Source organism: Streptomyces sp. NBC_00154, assembly GCF_026342835.1.
Taxonomy (GTDB): domain Bacteria; phylum Actinomycetota; class Actinomycetes; order Streptomycetales; family Streptomycetaceae; genus Streptomyces.
The window spans coordinates 1,177,203-1,201,252 of the sequence record NZ_JAPEMI010000001.1 but is presented as its reverse complement, the minus strand read 5'-3'; the positions used below and the strand labels follow the sequence as shown (position 1 = coordinate 1,201,252).

17 protein-coding genes are annotated in these 24,050 nt (G+C 69.9%); 15 read left to right on the top strand and 2 right to left on the bottom strand.

The features are described 5' to 3' along the window. Positions 1-157: 157 nt before the first annotated feature. Positions 158-1,984 carry a chitinase gene (locus OHA03_RS05195; protein ID WP_267001209.1) on the top strand — a complete coding sequence of 609 codons (1,827 nt, stop codon included), beginning with the start codon at positions 158-160 and terminating at the stop codon, positions 1,982-1,984. Here OHA03_RS05195 and OHA03_RS05190 read toward each other — a convergent pair. Further along, positions 1,969-2,559: a phosphatase PAP2 family protein gene (locus OHA03_RS05190; protein WP_323181152.1), complete on the bottom strand. Its 591-nt coding sequence runs from the start codon at positions 2,557-2,559 to the stop codon at positions 1,969-1,971. The two genes, OHA03_RS05195 and OHA03_RS05190, sit on opposite strands and share 16 nt — an antisense overlap. A gap of 359 nt (positions 2,560-2,918) precedes the next feature. Further along, positions 2,919-4,259 carry a 4-aminobutyrate--2-oxoglutarate transaminase gene (gabT, locus tag OHA03_RS05185; protein ID WP_267001205.1) on the bottom strand — a complete coding sequence of 447 codons (1,341 nt, stop codon included), beginning with the start codon at positions 4,257-4,259 and terminating at the stop codon, positions 2,919-2,921. 257 nt (positions 4,260-4,516) lie between these two features. Between gabT and OHA03_RS05180 the strand changes: the two genes are divergently transcribed. The 14 genes from OHA03_RS05180 (at position 4,517) to OHA03_RS05115 (ending at position 23,953) form a co-directional block, all read left to right on the top strand. Next, complete coding sequence (locus OHA03_RS05180) at positions 4,517-6,940, top strand: ATP/GTP-binding protein (protein ID WP_267001203.1); 2,424 nt, start codon at positions 4,517-4,519, stop codon at positions 6,938-6,940. Positions 6,941-7,113: 173 nt separating this feature from the next. Next, the gene (locus OHA03_RS05175) at positions 7,114-8,685 is read left to right on the top strand and encodes a PucR family transcriptional regulator (protein ID WP_267001201.1); all 1,572 of its coding nucleotides are present in this window, start codon (positions 7,114-7,116) and stop codon (positions 8,683-8,685) included. Positions 8,686-8,882: 197 nt separating this feature from the next. After that, positions 8,883-10,328, top strand: a complete 1,446-nt coding sequence (locus OHA03_RS05170; RefSeq protein WP_267001199.1) for an aldehyde dehydrogenase family protein — start codon at positions 8,883-8,885, stop codon at positions 10,326-10,328. 409 nt (positions 10,329-10,737) lie between these two features. Next, positions 10,738-11,145 (top strand): peptide-methionine (R)-S-oxide reductase MsrB, encoded by a 408-nt coding sequence (gene msrB / locus OHA03_RS05165; RefSeq protein ID WP_267001197.1) that lies wholly within the window; start codon positions 10,738-10,740, stop codon positions 11,143-11,145. Positions 11,146-11,185: 40 nt separating this feature from the next. Beyond that, positions 11,186-11,530: a thioredoxin gene (gene trxA / locus OHA03_RS05160; RefSeq protein WP_323181151.1), complete on the top strand. Its 345-nt coding sequence runs from the start codon at positions 11,186-11,188 to the stop codon at positions 11,528-11,530. 317 nt (positions 11,531-11,847) lie between these two features. Beyond that, positions 11,848-13,533, top strand: a complete 1,686-nt coding sequence (locus OHA03_RS05155; protein ID WP_267001195.1) for a cytochrome c biogenesis protein CcdA — start codon at positions 11,848-11,850, stop codon at positions 13,531-13,533. A 393-nt stretch (positions 13,534-13,926) separates the two neighbouring features. Further along, the gene (locus OHA03_RS05150) at positions 13,927-15,873 is read left to right on the top strand and encodes an acyl-CoA dehydrogenase family protein (RefSeq protein WP_267001193.1); all 1,947 of its coding nucleotides are present in this window, start codon (positions 13,927-13,929) and stop codon (positions 15,871-15,873) included. A gap of 90 nt (positions 15,874-15,963) precedes the next feature. Then, complete coding sequence (gene aroA / locus OHA03_RS05145) at positions 15,964-17,211, top strand: 3-phosphoshikimate 1-carboxyvinyltransferase (protein ID WP_267001191.1); 1,248 nt, start codon at positions 15,964-15,966, stop codon at positions 17,209-17,211. A 34-nt stretch (positions 17,212-17,245) separates the two neighbouring features. Then, the gene (locus OHA03_RS05140) at positions 17,246-17,875 is read left to right on the top strand and encodes a hypothetical protein (protein WP_267001189.1); all 630 of its coding nucleotides are present in this window, start codon (positions 17,246-17,248) and stop codon (positions 17,873-17,875) included. A gap of 149 nt (positions 17,876-18,024) precedes the next feature. Then, positions 18,025-18,786: a hypothetical protein gene (locus OHA03_RS05135; RefSeq protein WP_267001187.1), complete on the top strand. Its 762-nt coding sequence runs from the start codon at positions 18,025-18,027 to the stop codon at positions 18,784-18,786. Positions 18,787-19,009: 223 nt separating this feature from the next. Beyond that, positions 19,010-20,263: a 1-deoxy-D-xylulose-5-phosphate reductoisomerase gene (dxr, locus tag OHA03_RS05130; RefSeq protein ID WP_267001185.1), complete on the top strand. Its 1,254-nt coding sequence runs from the start codon at positions 19,010-19,012 to the stop codon at positions 20,261-20,263. Further along, on the top strand, positions 20,260-21,570 hold the full coding sequence (locus OHA03_RS05125; RefSeq protein ID WP_267001182.1) for an RIP metalloprotease: 1,311 nt from the start codon (positions 20,260-20,262) through the stop codon (positions 21,568-21,570). Before dxr ends, OHA03_RS05125 begins: the two co-directional genes overlap by 4 nt. Positions 21,571-21,778: 208 nt before the next feature. Then, on the top strand, positions 21,779-22,933 hold the full coding sequence (ispG, locus tag OHA03_RS05120; protein ID WP_267001180.1) for a flavodoxin-dependent (E)-4-hydroxy-3-methylbut-2-enyl-diphosphate synthase: 1,155 nt from the start codon (positions 21,779-21,781) through the stop codon (positions 22,931-22,933). A 174-nt stretch (positions 22,934-23,107) separates the two neighbouring features. Further along, entirely contained in the window at positions 23,108-23,953 is an 846-nt protein-coding gene (locus tag OHA03_RS05115; protein WP_267001178.1) for a GNAT family N-acetyltransferase, read from the top strand. The last annotated feature ends 97 nt before the right edge of the window (positions 23,954-24,050 follow it).

Genomic DNA, 24,050 nt, shown 5'->3' with positions numbered 1-24,050 from the left:
CAGTTGGCCACGATTGGGTGAACGGTGCGCCGGGGCGGGGCGGTGGGGCTGACAGCAGGTGCGGCGGGCCGGGGATGGCGCCAGAGGTCTTGACAACCTGATTGGTCTGGACCATGTTGTGGCGCCACACTCAATTCCCCCCTGCACGGAGGCCGTTGTGGAACGCACGGGACCCCCCGCCCGATTTTCCGGACTTCTGGCCGCCCTCTCGGCGGCTCTGCTCGTCGTCGGTGGCCTGGCAGCCTCGGCGCCGGCCGCCGCGGCTGCCGACACCGATCTGGCGCGCAACGGCGGTTTCGAGGCCGGTCTGGACGGCTGGAGCTGTACGGGCGGCAGCGGAGCCGTCGTCAGCACACCCACCCACGGCGGCACTTCCGCACTCAAGGCGACGCCGGCCGGCAGTGACAACGCCGAGTGCTCCCAGACCGTCACGGTCAAGCCGGACTCCACGTACACACTGAGCGCCTGGGTGCAGGGCAGCTACGTCTACCTCGGCGCATCCGGAACCGGCACCACCGATGTGTCGACCTGGACGCCGTCCTCTCCCGGCTGGACGCAGCTCACCACCACGTTCAGGACCGGTGCCGCCACGACGTCCGTGAAGATCTACACCCACGGGTGGTACGGCACCCCCACCTACTACGCCGACGACCTCACCCTCGTCGGCCCCGGCGGCGACCCGGTCGCGATCCCCGCGACCCCCGCCGGACTGAGGGCCGGCACGATCACCTCGTCCTCCGTCGCCCTCTCCTGGACCGGCTCCACGGGAGCCGCCGGCTACAACGTCTACCAGGGCGGTACGAAGGTCCTCTCGGTCACCGGGACGTCCGCCACCGTGACGGGTCTGGCCGCCTCGACCGCGTACAGCTTCCAGGTCACCGCGACCAACTCCGCCGGTGAGTCCGCCAAGTCCGCAGCTGTCACCGCCACCACCACGGCGGGCGGCGGAGGCGGCGGCGGCTCCGGCCTCCCCACCCACGCGCTCGTCGGCTATCTGCACTCCAGCTTCGCCAACGGCTCCGGCTACACGCGGATGGCGGACGTCCCCGACTCCTGGGACGTCATCGACCTGGCCTTCGGCGAGCCGACCTCCGTCACCTCGGGCGACATCCGGTTCTCGCTCTGCCCGGTCACCGAGTGCCCGAACGTCGAGTCCGTGGCCGAGTTCAAGGCGGCCATCAAGGCCAAGCAGGCCGCGGGCAAGAAGGTGCTGATCTCCATCGGCGGCCAGAACGGTCAGGTGCAGCTCTCCACCACGGCCGCCCGTGACACCTTCGTCTCCTCCGTCAGCAAGATCATCGACGACTACGGTCTGGACGGTCTCGACATCGACTTCGAGGGCCACTCGCTCTCGCTGAACACCGGCGACACCGACTTCCGTAGCCCGACCACCCCGGTCATCGTCAACCTGATCTCTGCGGTGAAGACCCTCAAGGCCAAGTACGGCGACAAGTTCGTGCTGACCATGGCCCCCGAGACGTTCTTCGTGCAGCTCGGCTACCAGTACTACGGGTCGGGCCCCTGGGGCGGCCAGGACCCGCGCGCCGGCGCCTACCTCCCGGTCATCCACGCCCTGCGGGACGACCTCACTCTGCTGCATGTCCAGGACTACAACTCGGGTTCCATCATGGGTCTGGACAACCAGTACCACTCGATGGGCGGCGCCGACTTCCACATCGCCATGACCGACATGCTGCTCACCGGCTTCCCGGTGGCCGGTGACACCACCAGGGTCTTCCCCGCGCTCCGCCCCGACCAGGTCTCCATCGGGCTTCCTGCCTCCACCCAGGCGGGCAACGGCTACACCTCACCCAGCGAGGTCGACAAGGCGCTGAACTGCCTGACGAAGAAGGCCGACTGCGGTTCGTACGCGACGCACGGCACCTGGCCCGGACTGCGCGGACTGATGACGTGGTCGATCAACTGGGACCGCTTCAACAACGGGGAGTTCTCGAAGAACTTCGACGCCTACTTCGGCGGCTGACGTCTCCGTGATCGGCCGCTCGACCAGCTGAGCGCCACGAGCAACAGCCCGCTCAGGCACCAGCCGGCGAGCACATCCAGCGGCCAGTGATAGCCGCGCAGCACCAGACCGATGCCCGTCGCCACTGTCAGCAGGACAGCGGCGACGGGCATCATCCATGACCGCTTGGACCGTTCTGCAGGCGTTGTGCGGTACGCGATCAGCAGCGCCGCCGCCCCGTACGCCACCGCGGCCGTCGTCGCGTGGCCCGACGGGTAGTAACCGGTCTCGCCGGTCAGTGGTCCCGTCCGGCCGATCCAGTCCTTGAGCGGGACGACCAGTGCGGGCACCGCGGCCATGGCGAGAACGGCGTACAGCGGCACCCGGCGTGCGCCCCGCACCAGGGCGTAGGCGACCGCGCAGCCCAGGACCGGGAGCGCGACCTGCATATTGCCGAGATCGGCGAGGAATTCGGTGAGGCGGCCGGGGCCGTGCCCGGCGACGCTCCGGCCGATCCGCTCGTCCAGCCTGCGCAGCGGGCCGTCGGCCGCGACCTGCCAGGTGAGGAGTGCGAGGACCGCGAGAAGCGGCGGCACGAGGAAGAGGAGAGGAGCCGGCCGCCCCGGAACAGGGGGGGTGGTTCCGGGGCGGCCGCCGTGATCGGTTTGCCGCGCGCCCCGGGGGGTTTGGGGCGAGCGGCCATCCGATCGGTGAGGAGTTCCGGAGCCGGAGGCTCCAGTGGTGTGCGCGATGGCACGACCAGGACGGTGCTGGGGATGCTCCGACCCGGTATCACCCGCAGTCCCCTGCGAGCGGGGTGGTTCTCTCATCTGCAGGAACCGTACGGCAGCCGACGGGGGACCGACAGCGGGAACCGGATCCCGCCATGGGCCCCCCACACGTTCTTCACAGGCCCTCACGTGGACCCGATCAGGATCGGTGCCAGGGAATCGGATCAGATCTGGGCGAAAGCCTGCTCGATGACGTCGAGGCCCTCGTTGAGCAGGTCCTCGCCGATCACCAGCGGCGGCAGGAAGCGCAGCACGTTGCCGTACGTGCCACAGGTGAGGACGAGCACGCCCTCCGCGTGGCAGGCCTTCGCGAGCGTCGCGGCGGCCTCCGGGTGCGGGTCCTTCGTGCCGGCCTTCACCAGCTCGATCGCGATCATCGCGCCACGGCCACGGATGTCACCGATGACATCGCCGTTCGGCAGCTTCGCCTGCATCTCGGCGAGGCGGCCCTTCATGACCTCCTCGATGCGCTTCGCCTTCCCGTTCAGGTCCAGCTCGCGCATCGTCTCGATGGCGCCGAGCGCGCCCGCGCAGGCCACCGGGTTTCCGCCGTACGTACCGCCGAGGCCGCCCGCGTGCGCGGCGTCCATGATCTCGGCGCGACCCGTCACGGCGGAGAGCGGCAGACCGCCCGCGATGCCCTTGGCGGTGGTGATCAGGTCGGGGACGATGCCCTCGTCCTCACAGGCGAACCACTGGCCGGTACGGCAGAAGCCGGACTGGATCTCGTCCGCGACGAAGACGATGCCGTTGTCCTTGGCGAACTGCGCGATCGCCGGGAGGAAGCCCTTCGCCGGCTCGATGAAGCCACCCTCGCCGAGCACCGGCTCGATGATGATCGCGGCGACGTTGTCGGCGCCGATCTGCTTCGTGATCTGGTCGATGGCCTGAGCGGATGCCTCGGCACCGGCGTTCTCCGCACCGGTCGGCCAGCGGTAGCCGTACGCCACCGGGACCCGGTAGACCTCGGGCGCGAACGGACCGAAACCCTGCTTGTACGGCATGTTCTTGGCGGTCAGCGCCATCGTCAGGTTCGTCCGGCCGTGGTAGCCGTGGTCGAAGACGACGACCGCGGTGCGCTTGGTGTAGGCGCGGGCGATCTTCACGGCGTTCTCGACGGCCTCGGCGCCCGAGTTGAACAGCGCGGACTTCTTGGCGTGGTCGCCCGGCGTCAGCTCGGCGAGCTGCTCACAGACCTCGACGTACCCCTCGTACGGCGTGACCATGAAACAGGTGTGGGTGAAGTCGGCGAGCTGCGCGGACGCGCGGCGTACGACGGCCTCGGCAGAGGCGCCGACCGACGTCACGGCGATGCCGGAGCCGAAGTCGATCAGACGGTTGCCGTCCACGTCCTCGATGATGCCGCCGCCTGCACGGGCGGTGAACACCGGCAGGGTGGAGCCCACACCTGCGGCGACCGTCGCGAGACGGCGGGCCTGCAGCTCCACCGACTTCGGGCCGGGAATGGCAGTGACGACGCGGCGCTCCTGCGGAATTGCGGTCATGAGGGGCTCCTGGGGGTGTTTCGGACGCTTCTCTGTCTGCAGGCTAGGGGCGAGGCCGGGGGTCCGGCATGTTCCGTTCGGGAGAAGTGGCCCGACGCGGTTGTCCGTCACGGACATAGCGACGGCCTGGCGACCGGTGGCGGGACTTCCCGCCGGACAGCGTCTGACGGGGTGCTACTGGGCACTAGATTGAGGGGATCGGGGCGCCTGCGCCCGTGGTTACCGGTCGGCGCTGGTCAGGGGACGAGGGACAGCACATGGACACCGAGGGCACGTACGACTCACGCGGCACCCGCTCCGGTCATTCGGTGCCGCGCCCGGCCGGCCCGCCACCGCCTGTACTGCCGCCCATGCCGGGCCACGCACCGGCCACCGGCCCCTCCCTCGGGGACTGGCTGCGCATCCCCAGGCCCCTCGCGGAACCGGGCGTCTGGCGGTCCGGACACAGCGACCGGCCCGCAGAGGAGGCGGAGCGCACGCCCGACCGCACGCTGCTCAGCGGAGCGGTGATCTCGCTCCTTGCCTGCATCCTCGTCTGGTCGCTCTGGCGCAACGGATACATCCCGTACTGGCGGGTCCCGCTGACACTCTTCACCCCCCACGAATGGTGGGGACCGTTCGACCACCAGCCGCTGACCCATGGGGCGGTACGCGCGCTCGAGGTCTACCGCCTGCTGATCATCGGAGCCATCGTCTACGGGTTCGGCCGGTTGGGTAACTGGCCCGCCGCTTTCGAACGCTCGGTCGCCGGCCGAGGGCCCGGCGCCCGCGCGGCGGGTGCGGCTGCCGGCGCGCTGCTGGTCTGGATCCTCGTGTGGACGGGGACCGTGCCCGGCATGGAGCTCACCTTCAGCTTCGTGGCCGGCCCGTGGATGGGCACCGACCGCACCCTGACCACCGTGGTCACGTACACGCTGTACGCCCTGATCACCCTGGTGATCGTGTGGCCGTTCGCGAAGCTGGGCCGATGGTCCCGGCTGCGCCGCAGGAACGCCGGAGGTGCGCAGCAGCCGACGGCACAGGCCGGCACCCCGGGGAGCGCGCGCGGAACCGCGGACCGGGGCACGGCCCGCGAGGCAGGCCACGACGCGGAGGCCCGGGCGGCGGGCGGCGCGGACGATCCGGCCGAGTGGCCCGACCTGCGCGCCGCCGGACAGGACCAGGCCGCCGCCAGGCTCGCCCAGGAGGCCCGGTCGGGCCGGATGAACGACGTCGACTACGCCCGTATCCGACGCGCCTGGACCTCCGTACGTGCCGACAGCACCCGGCTGCCCGCCTTCACCGACACCGTGCTGCGCAACGGCGCCGCCGCCTGCACCCATCCCTCCGGCGCGCGCGATCTCCCGGTCCGTTCGGCCCGGCACGATCTGCTCGTCGACCAGGTCAGGCTCGGCACGGTCGACGACAACGAGCGCAACCCCTATGCGCGCCGCGGCAGCGGAATCGCCCTCGACCCCGGGCTGCTCGGCACCTCGCTGCTCGCCGTCGGACCGCCGGGGGCGGGCAAGAGCCGCGCACTGATCCGGCCCGTCGTCGAATCCCTCGCCCTTCAGGCGCTCGCCGGGCGGGCCGCCGTAGTCGCGGTATGCGCCACCGGCACCCAGCTCGGCGCCGACGAGGGGTTCGACGTCGTGGTCAAGCTCGGCGATCCGGCCTCCGTCCACGATCTCGACATCTACGGCGGCACCGCCGACCCCGACGAAGCCGCGGCCGTCCTGGCCGAGGGGCTCGTCGGAGACCTCCCCGAAGTGGACAGCAGACGAGCCGCCACCGCCCTCGCGCAGCTCCTCGGCCCCTACCGCGCCGCCCACGGCCGCTTTCCCTCGGTTCCCGAGCTACGGGAGCTGCTGGACGGTGTCCCGGCCGCGCTCGCGGCCCTGCGCGAGGCCGTCGACGCGGCGGGCGGGCAGAGCATGCACCGCGAACTCGACGCCCGTGCCCGCCAGTCCGGGGCTCCCGGAGACCCCGGGCCCGCACTCGCCGACCGGGTCGCGCTGCTCGACCGGCCCGCGTTCGCCGACTTCTTCGACACCACGGGCAAGGCCCGCCCCTTCTCCCTGCGGGCCCTGGAGCACCCGCTCCGGGTCCGCATCGACCTGCCCGAACGCGGCCACGCCGAGGCGTCGCGGATGCTGGCCCGTCTCGTCCTCGCCCAGTTCACGGCGAGCGCCGCCGCCCGCGCCGACCGCTCGCTCTTCGCCTGCCTGGTCCTCGACGACGCGACCCGCACCCTGACCCCCGACACCGTCCGCGGCATCCAGCGGCTGCGCTCCGCGCACGCCGGGGCCGTGCTCACGCTGCGCACCCTCGACGACGTCCCGGAGAGCCTGCACACCGCGCTGCTGGGTGCGGTCGGCTGCCGGATGGCGTTCTCCGGGATCACCACCTGGGACGGCAAGCGGTTCGCCGAGGCATGGGGTACGGAATGGGTCGAGACCCGGGACGTCACCCAGCGCACGGTCTTCGCCGACCAGCCGATGACCCGGGCCATCCACGCCTTCCGCAAGCTGGTCACCGGCAAGGCGGTGACCACGGACGCGGTGACCGTGCGCCAGGTCGAGCGCGAACGCTGGTCGGCCTCCGAACTGGCCCATCGCGTCCCGGCCGGACACGCGGTGCTGTCCCTGACGACGGTACGAGGGGAGCACGCGCCGCCCCTGCTGGTGAACCTGAACGGCTGAACCGGGGCCGGGCGGCCATGACGTGCGGGCCGGGTCCACCGCAGCGGATCCGGTGGGCCGCGGCGGTGCCGGATCACTGAGAGTGGTTACGGCGGACCCTGCCGTCCTGGCAGAATCGGGAGGAGCCGTTCGTACGGGACGGCGAAATCGACTCCGAAGGTCCCGCGGTCCCCATGCCCCCTACTCTCGCCTCGCTCGTCCAGCATTCGGCACTCAAACTCACGGTGCGTGCGGGGGCGGACCGGCTCGACGCGCCGGTGCGCTGGGCGCACGCCAGCGAGCTGGCCGACCCCGTCCCGTACATGGAGGGTGGCGAACTCCTCCTCATCACCGCCACCAACCTCGACGCCGAGAACCCCGAAGCGATGCGCCGGTACGTGCGCCGGCTGGCCGACGCCGGAGTCGTCGGGCTCGGCTTCGCCGTGGGCGTCAACTACGACGAGGTGCCGCAGCCGCTGATCGACGCCGCCGAGGAGGTGGGACTGCCGCTCCTCGAAGTCCCGCGCCGCACCGCCTTCCTCGCCATCGCCAAGGCCGTCTCCTCGGCGATCGCCGCCGACCAGTACCGGGCCGTGACAGCGGGCTTCGAGGCCCAGCGCGATCTCACCAAGGCCGCACTCGCCGGGGAGGGCCCCGGCGAACTCCTCAGCCGGCTCGCCGCCCAGGTCGACGGCTGGGCCGCGCTGTACGACGCCTCCGGCGCCGTCGTGGCCGCCGCCCCCGACTGGGCCGCCCGCAGAGCGGCCCGGCTCACCCCCGATGTGGAACGCCTGCGGGACCGCCCCGCCCCGGCGAGCGTCGTCGTCGGTGACACCGACGACCGGGTCGAGCTCCAGACCCTGGGCACGGGCCGCCGGGCCCGCGGCGCACTGGCGGTGGGCACCGGGTCCGCCCTCGGCACCGCCGAGCGTTACGCCGTGCACTCGGCGGTCGCCCTGCTGACCCTCACCACCGCCCGCTCCCGCGCCCTCCAGGGCGCCGAACAGCGGCTGGGCGCTGCGGTGCTCCGGATGCTCCTCGCGGGCCAGCCGGACCATGCGCGGGCCGTTGCCGGAGACCTGTACGGAGGGCTGCTCGACGCCCCGTTCCGCCTGCTGATCGCGGAGGCGTCCGATCCGGCGACACCGGCACCGCTCGGCGAGGCGATGGAGTCGGCGGCCGCCCGGTCCGGGGAGGCCCTGCTGATGGTCCCCGAAGGAGAACGGCTCGTCGTCCTCGCGGCGGACGGCGGTGCGGCCGTCGCGGCCTGCGCGGCATACGCGGAGGCCCAGGAGGAGCGAACCCCGCAGGACCAGGCGGCGCCGGCGGACACCGAGGTGGTCGTCGGGCTGTCCGCACCGGCGGGCCCGACCGCTGTTTCCGCCGCGTACAAGCAGGCCGAACAGGCACTCTCGGTCGCTCGCCGCAGGGGCAGGGCCATGGTCGAGCACGAGGAGCTGGCGGCCGGCTCGGTCCTGCCGCTGCTCGCGGACGACGCGGTCCGGGCCTTCGCGGACGGCATGCTCCGCGCCCTGCGCGAACACGACGCGAAGGGCCGGGGCGACCTGGTCGCCTCGCTGCGCGCGTGGCTCAGCCACCACGGCCAGTGGGACGCCGCCGCGGCCGACCTGGGTGTGCACCGCCACACCCTGCGGTACCGGATGCGGCGGGTGGAGGAGATCCTGGGCCGCTCCCTGGACGACCCGGATGTGCGGATGGAGCTGTGGCTGGCACTGAAGGCCACGAGCTCCCCGACGACGCCGTGAGATGAAGCCCGTCCGCCCGCTGGGCACGTAACTGCTTGCCGGACGGTCGTGGTGAACCGTTCCAGCGGTCCGGGTCATCCGACAAACCGGCGCATGCCTTCCCGCTTCTGCTCCGCACCGGACAAACGCCAGGCCGACCGTACGGCCCTACGGTGGGGGAGCAGGACACCCCACGACTCCGAAGGGCCGGAACCTCCATGACTTCCACCCACGCCTTCTGGCTCGCCGGCCGCCAGGCCACCGGCGAGGACAGCTTCGACGTCACCAACCCCTGGGACGGTCGTCTCGTCGGCACGGTCAGCGTGCCGACCGACGCGCAGATCGAGGAGGCCGTCGCGGCCGCGCACGCCGTGCGGGAGGAGTTCGCCGCGACGCCCGCCCATGTCCGCGCCGCCGCGCTCGACCACGTCGTACGGCGTCTCGTGGAGCGCACCGAGGAGATCGCCCAGCTGATCTCCGCCGAGAACGGCAAGCCCATCAAGTGGGCCCGCGGCGAGGTCGGCCGCGCCGTCTCCGTGTTCCGGTTCGCCTCCGAGGAAGCCCGCCGGTTCAACAGCGGCGAGGCCCAGCGCCTCGACACCGACGCCGGTGGCACCGGTCGCCTCGGGCTGACCCGCCGTTTCCCGCGCGGCACGATCCTCGGTATCGCGCCCTTCAACTTCCCGCTGAACCTGAGCGCCCACAAGGTGGCCCCGGCCATCGCCGTCGGCGCCCCGATCATCCTGAAGCCCGCCCCGGCCACCCCGATCTCGTCGCTGATCCTCGGCGAGCTGCTGGCCGAGACGGACCTTCCGGCCGGTTCGTGGTCCGTGCTCACGGTGCCCAACGACCGCATGCCCGCCCTCGTGCAGGACGAGCGGCTGCCCGTGATCTCCTTCACCGGGTCGGCCGCGGTCGGCTACTCGATCATGGAGTCGGTGCCGCGCAAGCACTGCACCCTGGAGCTCGGCGGCAACGGCGCGGCTGTCGTCCTCGGCGACTACGCCTCCGACGAGGACCTGGACTGGGCCGCGACCCGCATCGCGACCTTCTCCAACTACCAGGGCGGCCAGTCCTGCATCTCGGTGCAGCGCGTCATCGCGGACGCCGCGGTCTACGACCGGCTCGTCCCGAAGATCGTCGCGGCCGTCGAGGCCCAAGTCACCGGTGACCCGTCCGACGCCGCGACCGATGTCGGCCCGCTGGTCAACGAGGACGCCGCCAAGCGCGTCGAGTCCTGGGTCGACGAGGCCGTGCAGGCCGGCGCCCAGCTCCTCACCGGCGGCAAGCGGGACGGTGCGACCTACGCGCCGACCGTGCTGACGGAGCTCCCGGACGGCGTCACCCTCGCCTCCGAGGAGGTGTTCGGACCGGTGCTCACCGTTCAGAAGGTGGACGGCGAGGCCGAGGCCTTCGCCTCCGTCAACTCGTCCAAGTACGGCCTGCAGGCAGGTGTGTTCACGCACGACCTACAGACCGCGTTCCGCGCCCACCGCGCCCTCGAGGTCGGCGGCGTCATCATCGGTGACGTCCCGTCCTACCGCGCCGACCAGATGCCGTACGGCGGAGCCAAGCAGTCCGGCGTCGGCCGCGAAGGTGTTCGCTACGCCATGGACGACTACACCTACGAGCGCGTGCTGGTCCTCACCGGCCTCGCCCTGTAGTCCGTAAGCAGGATCGAACCGATCCACCACAGCCGCCTGTAATCCGCCTGGACAGCACGACAGCGGGCGGCGGACGAACGGCCGGAGCCCACTGTGCGGGGGCTCCGGCCGTTCGTTTTCATCCAGCCTCCGACCTGGGCCAAGGACCAAATCCTGGCCGATTCCCATGCAGTAGTGGGAACACCAAGGGGCGGGGTCGCTGTGGTTCAGGTCATGCCGGGGTGGCGGGAACACTCCGGTTTGATTGAAGGTTCATGCATGTGTGGGTGCGGGAAGGGACGATGTCCCCGGGCCCAACCACAAGCCTGCAGTGGAAGATCGTTCGGCTGAAGCCCTGCAGTGCCCTCCTCCGCGAGGCGACCGCCCTTCCCGCACCCCTCTTCCCACCACCAACGAGGGGCTGAGCCTCATGGCGTACGACATCGAAAAGCCGGACGAGCAGTGGCGCGCGGAGCTGGCCCCTGACGAATACCAGGTTCTGCGCCGCGCTGCCACGGAGAGGCCGTTCACCGGCGAGTACACCGACACCGAGACCAAGGGCGTCTACTCCTGCCGTGCCTGCGGCGCCGAGCTCTTCACCTCCACGGAGAAGTTCCACTCCGGCTGCGGCTGGCCGTCCTTCTTCGACCCGAAGGACACGGACGCCGTCGAGCTGGCCGAGGACCGGTCGTACGGCACGGTACAGACCGAGGTCCGGTGCGCCCGGTGCGGATCGCATCTCGGGCACGTGTTTGAAGGTGAGGGCTTTCCCACCCCGACCGACCAGCGGTACTGCATCAACAGCGTCTCGCTGCGGCTGACGCCCGACGAGAGCTGACGCACCCCACACCCCACCCCCCCGGAAGAAGGAGGCCGCTGTGGCCGGCACCTTGAAGAACGTCACCGACGCAGATTTCGACGCCGAGGTTCTGCAGAGCGACAAGCCCGTCCTGGTGGACTTCTGGGCTGCCTGGTGCGGCCCCTGCCGCCAGATCGCCCCGTCGCTGGAGGCCATCGCAGCCGAGTACGGCGACCAGATCGAGATCGTCAAGCTCAACATCGACGAGAACCCGGCCACGGCCGCCAAGTACGGCGTCATGTCCATCCCGACGCTGAACGTGTACCGGAACGGCGAGGTCGCCAGGACCATCGTCGGCGCCAAGCCGAAGGCCGCCATCCTGCGTGACCTCGACGGCTTCGTCGAGACCGAGCCGGTCGGCTGACCACACGCACACGCACACGCACACGCACAGCAGAACGCGAACGGGCCGCCCCCTCACCGGGGCGGCCCGTTCGCTCAGAACGCCCATCGGGTGTGGGTGTAGACCCCGTCGTCCCGGCCGATTAGCTTGCGTCACCGGTTTGACAGGTGACTCGCCGCATGTAAGAGTCACCGGCGAGACAGGTGACGTCTCGGGAGCTGCACGCGGAACCGGCCCGAAGCGCACGTCCCTGGCCCGGTGGTCCTCGCCGCCGGTGTAGGTCCCGAGGAAATGGCGAACCGTGGCTGTTCGGGCGGCTTCGTTCTCTGGAGGTCGTATTGCTTACGTTGATACTCATCGGACTGGTCGGCGGCTTCGTCACCGCCGTCTCGCCGTGCGTCCTGCCCGTGCTGCCCCTGATCTTCCTCTCCGGCGGGGTTCCGGCCTCCGGGACCGCAGCAGGGCCGGCGCACAAGGGCCGGTCCTATGCGGTGATGGGCGGGCTGGTCGTCAGCTTCAGCCTGATCACGCTGTTCGGCACCCTGGTGCTCGGGGCCCTGCCGCTGCCCCAGGACATCATCCGGTGGGTCGGTCTGGGGGTGCTGCTCCTGCTGGGCGTCGCGATGATGTTCCCGGCGGTGCAGGATCTGCTGGAGCGCCCGTTCGCACGCATCGGCCAACGGCAGATCGGTGGCAGGCGCAGCGGGTTCGTCCTGGGACTGGCTCTGGGCGCGGTGTACGTGCCCTGCGCCGGACCCGTCCTCGCCGCCATCACCGTCGCGGGCGCCACGCAGCGGATCGGGGTCCGGACGGCCGCGCTCGCCGTCGCCTTCGCGATCGGCACCGCGATTCCCCTGCTCTTCTTCGCGCTGGCTGGCCGGCGCATCGGCGAGCGGGTGCGGGCGTTCCGCAACCGGCAGCGGGGCGTGCGGTTCGTTGCCGGGCTGACCTTCGTACTCCTGGCCTTCGGCCTCACCTTCAACGTCACCGACGTCCTGCAGCGCTCCGTCCCCGACTACACCGCCCGCGTCAACAAGGCGATCGCGGACTCGGGGATCGCCGAGGCGCTCGACGCGAACCGGAACCAGTCGCTGCGTCGGTGCGCCGCAGAGCCGGCATCGGGGCTGCTCGACTGCGGCACCGCGCCGGAGATCTCCGGAATCCAACAGTGGCTCAACACGCCCCAGGGCGCGCCGCTGACCGAGAGCGCACGGGCCGGCAAGGTCGTCCTGGTCGATTTCTGGGCCTACTCCTGCATCAACTGCCACCGCAGCATCCAGCACGTCAACGCCTGGTACGAGAAGTACCGATCGGCCGGCCTGGAGGTGATCGGCGTGCACACTCCCGAGTACGCGTTCGAGCACGTGCCCGGGAACGTCAGGGCCGGTGCCGAACGGCTCGACATCACGTACCCGGTCGCGCTGGACAACGACTTCAGGACCTGGGAGAACTTCGACAACTACGCCTGGCCGACCGAGTACCTCATCGACGCCAGGGGCCAGGTGCGGCACGTTGCCGTCGGCGAGGGCAACTACAGCCATCGCGAGTCGCTGATCCGGAAACTGCTGGCCGACGCACGCCCCGGCATCGCCCTGCCGCCCCCCACCGGTCTCCCGGACGCCACTCCGACCGACCCGAACCAGACCCGGGAGGTCGCCCTGGGCGCCGGGCGCAGCGGCCCCGTCGCCAACGGATCCCTGGACGAGGGCACCGACACCTTCACCTTCCCGGCGGAGATCGGGTCCGGCGAGGCCGCCCTGGACGGCACCTGGAGCGCCGACCGGGAGTCGGTGACCAGCGGGCCCGACGCGGGCATCAAGCTGAACTTCTCCGCGAGCGAGGTCCACATCGACGTCGGCGGCACCGGCACCATCACCGCGACCCTCGACGGGAAGACCACTACCCACACCATCTCCGGAGCACCCAACATCCACCGGCTGGTGAGCGGTACGAAGCCTCGGCAGGGTCTCCTGACCCTGACCCTCACGCCAGGGCTCAAGGTCCACTCCTTCACGTTCGGCTGACACCGGTGACTTCACGTCCTGGAGCCCGACCACTCCCCGCGGCACCGGTTCTTCTTCCAGGACTGGGAGTACGCGAGTTCTGCACCGGCCCAGGTGCGGCCGGGTACCAGGACGCGTTCCGGCTGCTGTCCCCGGACGCGCGGAGTACTCCTGGGTGGTCCGCACCGGGGACGGCTCCTTTCCCTCGCCCGGGCCCGGCCGCAGGACGCTCGTTGAACGTGCCACTGGAGTGGCTCGCGACCCGATCGGCGTCCGAGGGCTGGTGAGGGCGGCAGGAATCGGGTACATACGGACGAGTAGCACCGGTTGGTGTGCCTCGGCAGGCGCGCGCATGCGCGCTCCGCGCGGACCGGCCGGGTCCGCCCACCGACAACGCGGCGAGGTGAGCTCCTCATGACCGCACCATCCGCTCCGAAGAACACGCCCAAGGTCACCGAGCGTGAAGCGCGCCAAGTGGCCGAAGCCGCACGCGAGCAGGACTGGCGCAAGCCCAGTTTCGCCAAGGAACTCTTCCTCGGCCGCTTCCGGCTGGACCTGATCCATCCGCATCCGCAGCCGGCCGCCGACGACGTCCGGCGCGGCGAGGCGTTCCTCGCCCGGTTGCGCGACTTCTGCGAAACCAAGATCGACGGCGCCCTGATCGAGCGTGAGGCGAAGATCCCCGACGAGGTCATCAACGGCCTCAAGGAGCTCGGCGCCCTCGGGATGAAGATCGACCCGAAGTACGGCGGCCTGGGACTGACCCAGGTCTACTACAACAGAGCCCTCTCCCTGGTCGGCTCCGCCAACCCGGCGATCGGCGCGTTGCTCTCCGCCCACCAGTCCATCGGCGTACCGCAGCCGTTGAAGCTCTTCGGCACCCAGGAGCAGAAGGACACGTTCCTGCCCCGGCTCGCCCGTACCGACATCTCGGCGTTCCTTCTCACCGAACCGGATGTCGGCTCCGACCCTGCCCGGCTCGCCACCTCGGCCGTTCCGGACGGTCCCGACTACATCCTCGACGGTGTGAAGCTGTGGACGACCAATGGTGTGGTTGCCGACCTGCTGGTCGTCATGGCCCGTGTCCCGAAGTCGGTCGGCCACAAGGGCGGCATCACCGCGTTCGTCGTGGAGGCGAACGCCCCGGGCATCACCGTGGAGAACCGCAACGCCTTCATGGGGCTGCGCGGGATCGAGAACGGCGTGACCCGCTTCCACCGCGTCCGGGTCCCCGCCGCCAACCGCATCGGCCCCGAAGGCGCCGGGCTCAAGATCGCCCTCACCACCCTCAACACGGGACGGCTGTCCCTGCCCGCCATGTGTGTCGGCGCCGGGAAGTGGTGTCTGAAGATCGCCCGCGAATGGTCGGCGGTCCGCGAGCAGTGGGGCAGGCCGGTTGCCCGGCACGAAGCAGTCGGCGCCAAGATCTCCTTCATCGCCGCCACCACCTTCGCCCTGGAGGCCGTCGTCGATCTCGCCTCCCAGATGGCGGACGAAGACCGCAACGACATCCGGATCGAAGCGGCCCTGGCCAAGCTGTACGGCTCCGAGATGGGCTGTCTGATGGCCGACGAACTGGTCCAGATCCGCGGCGGCCGGGGCTTCGAAACCGCCGATTCCCTCGCCGCCCGGGGCGAGCGTGCCGTCCCCGCCGAACAACTCCTTCGGGACCTGCGGATCAACCGGATCTTCGAGGGCTCGACGGAGATCATGCATCTGCTGATCGCCCGTGAGGCCGTCGACGCCCATCTGAAGGTCGCGGGTGACTTGATCGACCCCGACAAACCGCTCTCCGCCAAGGCGAAGGCGGGAGCGAACGCGGCCGGCTTCTACGCCCGCTGGCTGCCCAAACTGATCGCGGGCCCAGGACAACTCCCGGGCACCTACAACGAGTTCCATCCGTCCGGTTACCCGGACCTCTCCACCCATCTGCGATACGTCGAACGCTCCGCCCGCAAGCTGGCCCGCTCCACCTTCTACGCGATGTCGCGCTGGCAGGGCCGCATGGAGACCAAGCAGGGCTTTCTCGGCAGGATCGTCGACATCGGAGCGGAACTCTTCGCGATGAGCGCCGCCTGCGTCCGCGCCGAACACCTGCGCACCACCGGTGATCACGGCCGAGAGGCCTACCAACTCGCCGATGCCTTCTGTCACCAGTCCCGCATCCGGACCGAGGAACTCTTCAACCGTCTCTGGTCCAACACGGACGACCTCGACCGGCGTGTGGTCGATGCCGTCCTGAACGGTGCGTACACCTGGCTGGAGGAGGGGGTCGTCGACCCGAGCGGCGAAGGCCCCTGGATCGCCGACGCCACCCCCGGCCCGGCCACCAGGGAAAACGTTCACCGCACCATCCGCTGACCGTCGGACAGCCGGGCCGGCCGGGCGGGGTGCGTCCACTCGCTGGACGCACCCCGCCCGGCGGTGCGCCGCACGGCAGGATGGGGACCCGTGACCGTCATCCACATCCCCGGCTCCAAGTCCGTCACCGCACGCGCCCTCTTCCTGGCCGCTGCCGCGAAAGGCACCAGCACCCTCGTAGGTCCCCTGTGCTCGGACGACACCGAGGGCTTCGCCGAGGGCCTTGCGCGCCTTGGCTACGACGTCGCGAAGGAAGCGGACCGCTGGCACATCGAGGGCCGCCCGGCCGGACCTGCCGCCACCGAGGCCGACGTCTACTGCCGCGACGGCGCCACCAGGGCACGCTTCCTGCCCACCCTCGCCGCGGCCGCAGCCTCCGGTACGTACCGCTTCGACGCCTCCGCGCAGATGCGCCGCCGGCCCCTTGCCCCGCTCACCGAGGCCCTGCGCACGCTCGGCGTCGATCTGCGCCACGAGGCAGCCGAGGGCCACCATCCGCTGACGGTCACCGCGTCCGGGATCAAGGGCGGCGAACTCACCCTGGACGCAGGGGAGTCCTCCCAGTACCTCACCGCACTGCTGATGCTCGGGCCGCTGACGGCGGAAGGGCTCCGGATCACCGTTACCGACCTGGTCTCCGCTCCGTACATCGAGATCACCCTCGCGATGATGCGCAGCTTCGGCGTCGAGGTGACCCGCGGCGGCCATGACAGCAACGTCTTCACCGTGCCGCCCGGCGGCTACCGGGCCACGCCCTACGCCATCGAACCCGACGCATCCACCGCGAGCTACTTCTTCGCCGCGGCAGCCCTCACCGGCCACGAGGTCACCGTCGCCGGCCTCGGCAAGGACGCGCTCCAGGGCGACCTGAGGTTCGTCGACGTACTACGCCGGATGGGCGCCGATGTGCACAGCTCCCCGGATTCCACCACCGTCCGATCCAGTGGCACGCTCCGCGGACTCACGGTCAACATGCGCGACATCTCCGACACCATGCCGACGCTGGCCGCACTCGCGCCCTTCGCCTCGGGCCCGGTACGCATCGAGGACGTCGGCAACACCCGGGTGAAGGAGTGCGACCGGCTGGAGGCCTGTGCGCAGAACCTCCGGAGGATGTGCATCACCGTCGAGACCGGTCCGGACTGGATCCGGATCCACCCCGGTACACCGCGCCCCACCGAGATCGCCACCCACGGCGACCACCGCATCGTGATGTCGTTCGCCGTCGCGGGTCTGAGGGTTCCCGGCATCACCTACGACGATCCCGGCTGCGTACGGAAGACGTTCCCGCAGTTTCACGAGGCATTCGCCGAGTTCGCGGAACTCACGAACCGTTAGGGTTCCTGGGCCCACGCCGTCCCCGGGAGTTCTCATGTCCACGCCGCCCCACCACCCGCTTCCTTCGTTCGGATCCGTCGTGTCGTGCCACATCTGCGGTGCGATACCCGCCGTCCACACCGTCGTTCGTGGACACCAGGGTCTCGTCATCACGCTCCGCTTCCTGACCGAGGAAGGCGCCTTCTGCCGTACCTGCGGAACCGCGACCTACCGCCGGATGACGTCCGACACCCTGTGGCAGGGCTGGTGGGGCCTGCTGTCCGTGTTCGCCGCTCCGGTCACCATGGTGATGAACATCGGTGCCCGCTCCCGGATCCGCGCCCTGCCGCACCCGGTGGGGAATCTGCGTCCTCAACTCGCCCCCGGCCGCCGTGTCCTGGCCCGCCCGCCCGCGCTCGCCATCATGACCGTCCTGGTCCTGGCGCTCGCCACTGCCGTCGTACCCGGGCTGATCCCCGACACCCGGCCCACGTTCACGGCCGGAGACTGTGTCCGTAACAACGCGGAGTGGCCCGACCAGGACCTGGAAGAGGTCGGATGCAGCTCGTCCGAGGCCGAGTTCTGGATCTCGGACGGAGACAAGTGCTGGGGCAAGGACTGGCTGCTGTACCTGGAATACAGCGCCCGGAACAAGGCCCTGTGCGCGCACCCGATGTCGAAGTAGGCGTGCTCGGCGGGACCGGAACCGCGGGCACGCAGTGGGCATGCAGCACAATCGGGCGTCGGTCGAGAACGACGGACTCCGGCACGACCTGCAGAGCCTGCAGAAGAACCAGCATCACCAACAGCGAAATGGGGGCAGGGATGTTCGGGGTGGGTATCCAGCGCGGACAGTGGCGCCGGGCCGCGGCCATGACGATTGCAGTCGTGATGGCTCTGGGAGCAACCGCGTGCAGCAGTGACAAGGACAGTTCGGGTGGTCCGGGCGGGTCCGGGGGCTCAGGGAAGGACGACAAGCCCTCGGCGGCGGCCCACGGGCCCAAGGCGCTCAGCGAGGCACAGCTGAAGGCGGCTTCGTTCACCGACGGGCAGACCGTCGGCAAGTACACGGCCTCCGAGTACACCCTCGACGGTCCACTCGGCGACGCCTACACCGCAGATCCCGCCGGCTGCCAGCCGCTCGTCAGTCTCGCCGGCGATGTCAGCGACCACGACCCCGCCGCGCAGGTCCAACGCAAGGTCGACATCCCCGACGAGATGCTCGGCATCACCGTCGATGTCACCCTCCGGTCGTACCCGAACGGCGATGCGGCCGAGGTCATGAAGGCGCTCGCCAAGGCAGGCAAGGACTGCGCCGGGGGATTCACCGAGGAGCGGGCCCTTGCGAGCGCGAAGTATCTGAAGGTCGAGCCCGCCGAGGCACCCGACTTCGCGGCCGAGGCCGACGAGGCCAAGGCCTACCGCTTCACCGTCCTCGACGTGAAGGGGAAGCTGAAGCTGTACGAATACCTCACCGTCGTCCGCTCCGGCTCCACCACCCTCGCCTTCCGCGGCGAGATCCCCGGCACCAAGGACATCGGCGGCATCCCCCAGGAGATCATGACCGCGCAGTGGACCAAGTTCCGCGCAGCGTGATCGGCGCGCTCGCCCAGGCGCTCCGGAACGCCCCGTAGGCGATCGCCCCTGTCCGGCCGGCCCGGCTCGTGCAGTAGCGCGACGAACTCCTCGCGGACCGGGCCCGGTGGGCCGTGGCCCGGCGGCTGCCGACATTCACAGGAAAGCCGCCGGAGCTGCTCCGCCCGGAATTCTCCGGGACGCGCTGTCAACCCGCTGGGCCGATGCGGCAACAATGGGGGGCATGAGCGACAGCCCTGCCCCCCTTGCCGACCCGCATCTCGTCTTCGACGCAGCGGACGGCCGCCGGGATCTCGTCATCCTCGGCTCCACCGGGTCCATCGGCACCCAGGCCATCGACCTGGTGCTGCGCAACCCCGACCGCTTCCGCGTCACCGCGCTCTCCGCCGCAGGCGGCCGGGTTGCCCTCCTCGCCGAGCAGGCGCGGCGACTGAAGGTGCGCACTGTGGCCGTCGCCGCACCGAAAGCCGTGCCGGCCCTTCGCGAGGCGCTGCGCGAGCAGTACGGGGCCAGGGAGCCGCTGCCCGAGATCCTGGCGGGTCCCGACGCCGCCACGCAGCTCGCCGGCAGCGACTGCCACACCGTGCTCAACGGAATCACCGGCTCGATCGGCCTCGCCCCCACGCTCGCCGCGCTCGAGGCGGGCCGTACGCTCGCCCTCGCCAACAAGGAGTCGCTGATCGTCGGCGGCCCGCTGGTGAAGGCACTGGCCAAGCCGGGCCAGATCATCCCGGTCGACTCCGAGCACGCCGCGCTCTTCCAGGCGCTCGCCGCAGGCACCCGTGCCGACGTGCGCAAGCTTGTCGTCACCGCCTCCGGCGGCCCCTTCCGGGGACGGACGAAGAGCGAGCTGGCGAACGTCACGCGCGAGCAGGCCCTCGCGCACCCGACCTGGGCCATGGGCCCGGTCATCACGATCAATTCCGCCACCCTCGTCAACAAGGGGCTGGAGGTCATCGAGGCTCATCTCCTCTACGACATCCCGTTCGACCGGATCGAGGTCGTCGTCCACCCTCAGTCGTACGTTCACTCCATGGTGGAGTTCACCGACGGCTCCACCCTCGCCCAGGCCACCCCGCCGGACATGCGCGGACCGATCGCCATCGGCCTCGGCTGGCCGGAGCGCGTCCCGGACGCGGCACCCGCATTCGACTGGTCGAAGGCCTCCACCTGGGAGTTCTTCCCGCTCGACAACGACGCCTTCCCGTCCGTGGGACTGGCCAGGCACGTGGGCACGCTCGGCGGCACCGCCCCGGCGGTGTTCAACGCCGCGAACGAGGAGTGCGTGGACGCTTTCCTGGCAGGACAGCTGCCGTTCAACGGAATCATGGATACGGTCACGGCGGTGGTGGCCGAACACGGCACACCGCCGAGGGGAACTTCACTCACGGTCGCAGACGTCCTGGAAGCGGAGACCTGGGCGCGGGCCCGGGCTCGGGAACTCTCGGCGAAAGCGACAGCGGAGGCGCGCGCATGAGTATTACGACGGTCCTGTTGACGATTCTGGGCATCGTCGTCTTCGCCATCGGCCTGCTGTTCTCGATCGCCTGGCACGAGCTGGGTCACCTGTCGACCGCGAAGCTCTTCGGCATCCGCGTCCCGCAGTACATGGTCGGCTTCGGACCGACCGTCTGGTCGCGGAAGAAGGGCGACACCGAGTACGGGTTCAAGGCGATTCCGGCCGGTGGCTACATCCGCATGATCGGCATGTTCCCGCCCGGTCCGGACGGGCGGCTGGAAGCGCGCTCCACCTCGCCGTGGCGCGGCATGATCGAGGACGCCAGAGAGGCCGCCTTCGAGGAGATCGAACCGGGTGACGAGAAGCGTCTCTTCTACACGCGCAAGCCGTGGAAGCGCGTGATCGTGATGTTCGCCGGACCGTTCATGAACCTGATCCTGGCCGTCGCGATCTTCCTCGGGGTCGCGATGAGCTTCGGCTTCCAGACCCAGACCACCGAGGTCGCGGGTGTCCAGAAGTGCGTGATCGCACAGAGCGAGAAGCGCGACACCTGTAAGAAGAGCGACCCGGTCTCGCCCGCGCAGGCCGCCGGACTGCAGAAGGGCGACAAGATCGTCGCCTTCGACGGCCGGAAGGTGGACGACTGGGCCACCCTCTCCGACCGGATCCGCGAGACCATCGGCCCCGCCACCATCACCGTCCAGCGCGACGGCCAGGAGAAGACCCTCCACGCCGTGCTGCAGAAGAACTCGGTGGCCGAGAAGGACTCCAACGGCGAGGTGGTCCCCGGCAAGTTCGTCCCGGCCGGATACCTCGGCTTCGCCGCTCGGACGGACATCGTCCCGCTCTCCTTCGGTGACTCGGTCGTCCGCATGGGCGACATGATCGAGAACGGCGTCGACTCGATCATCGCCCTTCCGTCCAAGATCCCGAGCCTTTGGAACGCGGCCTTCAGCGACGGGGAGCGAGCAGCGGATTCCCCGGTCGGCGTGGTCGGTGCGGCCAGGATCGGCGGCGAGGTGATGACGCTGGACGTCCCTGCGACGAACCAGATCGCGATGATGCTGTTCCTGCTCGCGGGCTTCAACCTCTCGCTGTTCCTCTTCAACATGCTGCCCTTGCTGCCGCTCGACGGCGGGCACATCGCCGGAGCGCTCTGGGAGTCCGTGCGGCGCAACGTGGCGCGGGTCTTCAAGCGCCCCGACCCCGGCCCCTTCGACGTGGCCAAGCTGATGCCGGTCGCCTACGTCGTCGCCGGCGTCTTCATCTGCTTCACACTGCTGGTCCTGGTGGCCGACATCGTGAACCCGGTGAAGATTTCCTGACCGGCCGGGTGCGCGGATCGCACCCTGCGCGCCGCCCGCATCGCGTGCACCACAGGTGGCGGCCGGACATACACCCGGTGTCCGGCCGACCACCTTTGTGCTCACTCGGGGATGCGGTGTGCTCCGGGATCTCACCCGTGGCGTAACCTCGAAGGTCGGAGCCCGCCGATCTCGGGACCTTGATCCACACCTTGGGGATGCTCAGCGCATGACTGCGATTTCTCTCGGAATGCCGTCCGTTCCGACCAAGCTCGCCGACCGGAGGGTCAGCCGCAAGATCCAGGTCGGGTCGGTGGCGGTCGGTGGGGATGCGCCGGTGTCGGTGCAGTCGATGACCACGACCCGGACGTCGGACATCGGTGCGACGTTGCAGCAGATCGCGGAGCTGACGGCGTCGGGCTGTCAGATCGTGCGGGTTGCGTGTCCGACTCAGGATGATGCGGACGCGCTTGCGACGATTGCGCGGAAGTCGCAGATTCCGGTGATCGCGGATATTCATTTCCAGCCGAAGTATGTGTTCGCGGCGATTGATGCGGGCTGTGCTGCGGTGCGGGTGAATCCGGGGAACATCAAGCAGTTCGATGACAAGGTGAAGGAGATCGCGCGGGCGGCGAACGATGCGGGGACGCCGATTCGGATCGGTGTGAATGCGGGTTCGTTGGATGCGCGGTTGTTGAAGAAGTACGGGAAGGCGACTCCTGAGGCTCTGGTGGAGTCGGCGTTGTGGGAGGCGTCGCTGTTCGAGGAGCACGGGTTCCGGGACATCAAGATCTCGGTGAAGCACAACGATCCGGTGGTGATGGTGAATGCGTACCGTCAGTTGGCGGCTCAGTGTGATTACCCGTTGCATCTGGGGGTGACGGAGGCGGGGCCGGCGTTCCAGGGGACGATCAAGTCTGCGGTGGCGTTCGGTGCGTTGTTGAGTGAGGGGATCGGGGACACGATCCGGGTGTCGTTGTCGGCGCCGCCGGCCGAGGAGGTCAAGGTCGGTCTGCAGATTCTGGAGTCGTTGAATCTGAAGCAGCGGCGGTTGGAGATCGTGTCGTGTCCGTCGTGCGGTCGTGCGCAGGTGGATGTGTACAAGCTGGCGGATCAGGTGTCTGCGGGTCTTGAGGGCATGGAGGTGCCGTTGCGGGTTGCCGTGATGGGCTGTGTCGTCAATGGTCCGGGTGAGGCCCGTGAGGCGGATCTGGGTGTGGCGTCGGGTAACGGCAAGGGGCAGATCTTCGTCAAGGGCGAGATCATCAAGACGGTTCCCGAGTCGAAGATCGTCGAGACGCTCATCGAGGAAGCCCTGAAGATCGCCGAGCAGATGGAGAAGGACGGCATCGCCTCCGGCGAGCCCGAGGTCTCCATCAGCTGAGGCCGATCCCCGCTTCATGACGGTGCCCCGCCCGGCGAACGAACCGCCCGGCGGGGCACCGTCGTGAGAGACCTCACGGTGGGCCGAAGATACCGGTGACAGCCATGGGGCGGCGTCTCCCAGCCTCTTTGGGTACAGTGCGGAAATCAGCAGACCGCATGGTGAGGCCCCCTCGTGTTGACGCAGACCACCACCCGGGTCCTCGAACCCAGCGACCTCGGCGCAGCGCTCGCCATCCTGGAGAGCGAGCCCGTCGCCAACGCTTTTGTGACGTCCCGGGTTCAGATCGCAGGACTCGACCCATGGCGCCTCGGCGGCGAAATGTGGGGCTGGTACGCCGACGGCCGACTGCGGTCGCTCTGCTACTCCGGCGCCAATCTCGTCCCCATCTGCGCCACCCCCGAGGCCATCAGGGCCTTCGCCGACCGGGCCCGCCGGGCGGGCCGCCGCTGCTCCTCCATCGTCGGTCCCGCCGAAGCGACCGCACAGCTGTGGCGGCTCCTCGAACCCGGCTGGGGCCCCGCCCGAGAGGTCAGGGCCAACCAGCCGCTCATGGTCACCGAGAGCCCCGCCGCCGATGTGACACCCGACCCTCTCGTACGTCGCGTCCGCAAGGACGAGATAGACGTCCTGATGCCGGCCTGCGTCGCGATGTTCACCGAGGAAGTGGGCATCTCCCCGATGGCCGGTGACGGCGGACTCCTCTACCAGGCACGCGTCGCCGAGCTCATCGGCGCCGGCCGCTCCTTCGCCCGTATCGAGGACGGCAAGGTCGTATTCAAGGCGGAGATCGGCGCGGCCACCCCGCAGGCCTGCCAGGTCCAGGGTGTCTGGGTCGCCCCCGAACACCGCGGCCGCGGCTTGTCCGAGACCGGCATGGCGGCGGTCCTGCGCTACGCACTCGCCGACGTCGCACCGGTCGTCAGCCTGTATGTGAACGACTACAACACCGCGGCCCGCAAGGCCTACACCCGGGTGGGCTTCCGTGAGGTCGGCGCGTTCATGAGTGTGCTCTTCTGACCTCGCCGGAGGGAGCCGCTCCGGGCGGGTCCCCACGCACCGCTCAGGCCCGTCCGAAGGTCCTCCGGCCGACCCGGGCACGTATCCCGCAGCCCGG

What these genes read in the sequence shown, in the direction of transcription:
- gabT (WP_267001205.1), bottom strand. Translation starts at nt 4,259, where the DNA reads ATGACCGCAATTCCGCAGGAGCGCCGCGTCGTCACTGCCATTCCCGGC.
- OHA03_RS05180 (WP_267001203.1), top strand. Translation starts at nt 4,517, where the DNA reads ATGGACACCGAGGGCACGTACGACTCACGCGGCACCCGCTCCGGTCAT.
- OHA03_RS05175 (WP_267001201.1), top strand. Translation starts at nt 7,114, where the DNA reads ATGCCCCCTACTCTCGCCTCGCTCGTCCAGCATTCGGCACTCAAACTC.
- OHA03_RS05170 (WP_267001199.1), top strand. Translation starts at nt 8,883, where the DNA reads ATGACTTCCACCCACGCCTTCTGGCTCGCCGGCCGCCAGGCCACCGGC.
- msrB (WP_267001197.1), top strand. Translation starts at nt 10,738, where the DNA reads ATGGCGTACGACATCGAAAAGCCGGACGAGCAGTGGCGCGCGGAGCTG.
- OHA03_RS05150 (WP_267001193.1), top strand. Translation starts at nt 13,927, where the DNA reads ATGACCGCACCATCCGCTCCGAAGAACACGCCCAAGGTCACCGAGCGT.
- OHA03_RS05140 (WP_267001189.1), top strand. Translation starts at nt 17,246, where the DNA reads ATGTCCACGCCGCCCCACCACCCGCTTCCTTCGTTCGGATCCGTCGTG.
- dxr (WP_267001185.1), top strand. Translation starts at nt 19,010, where the DNA reads ATGAGCGACAGCCCTGCCCCCCTTGCCGACCCGCATCTCGTCTTCGAC.
- OHA03_RS05125 (WP_267001182.1), top strand. Translation starts at nt 20,260, where the DNA reads ATGAGTATTACGACGGTCCTGTTGACGATTCTGGGCATCGTCGTCTTC.
- ispG (WP_267001180.1), top strand. Translation starts at nt 21,779, where the DNA reads ATGACTGCGATTTCTCTCGGAATGCCGTCCGTTCCGACCAAGCTCGCC.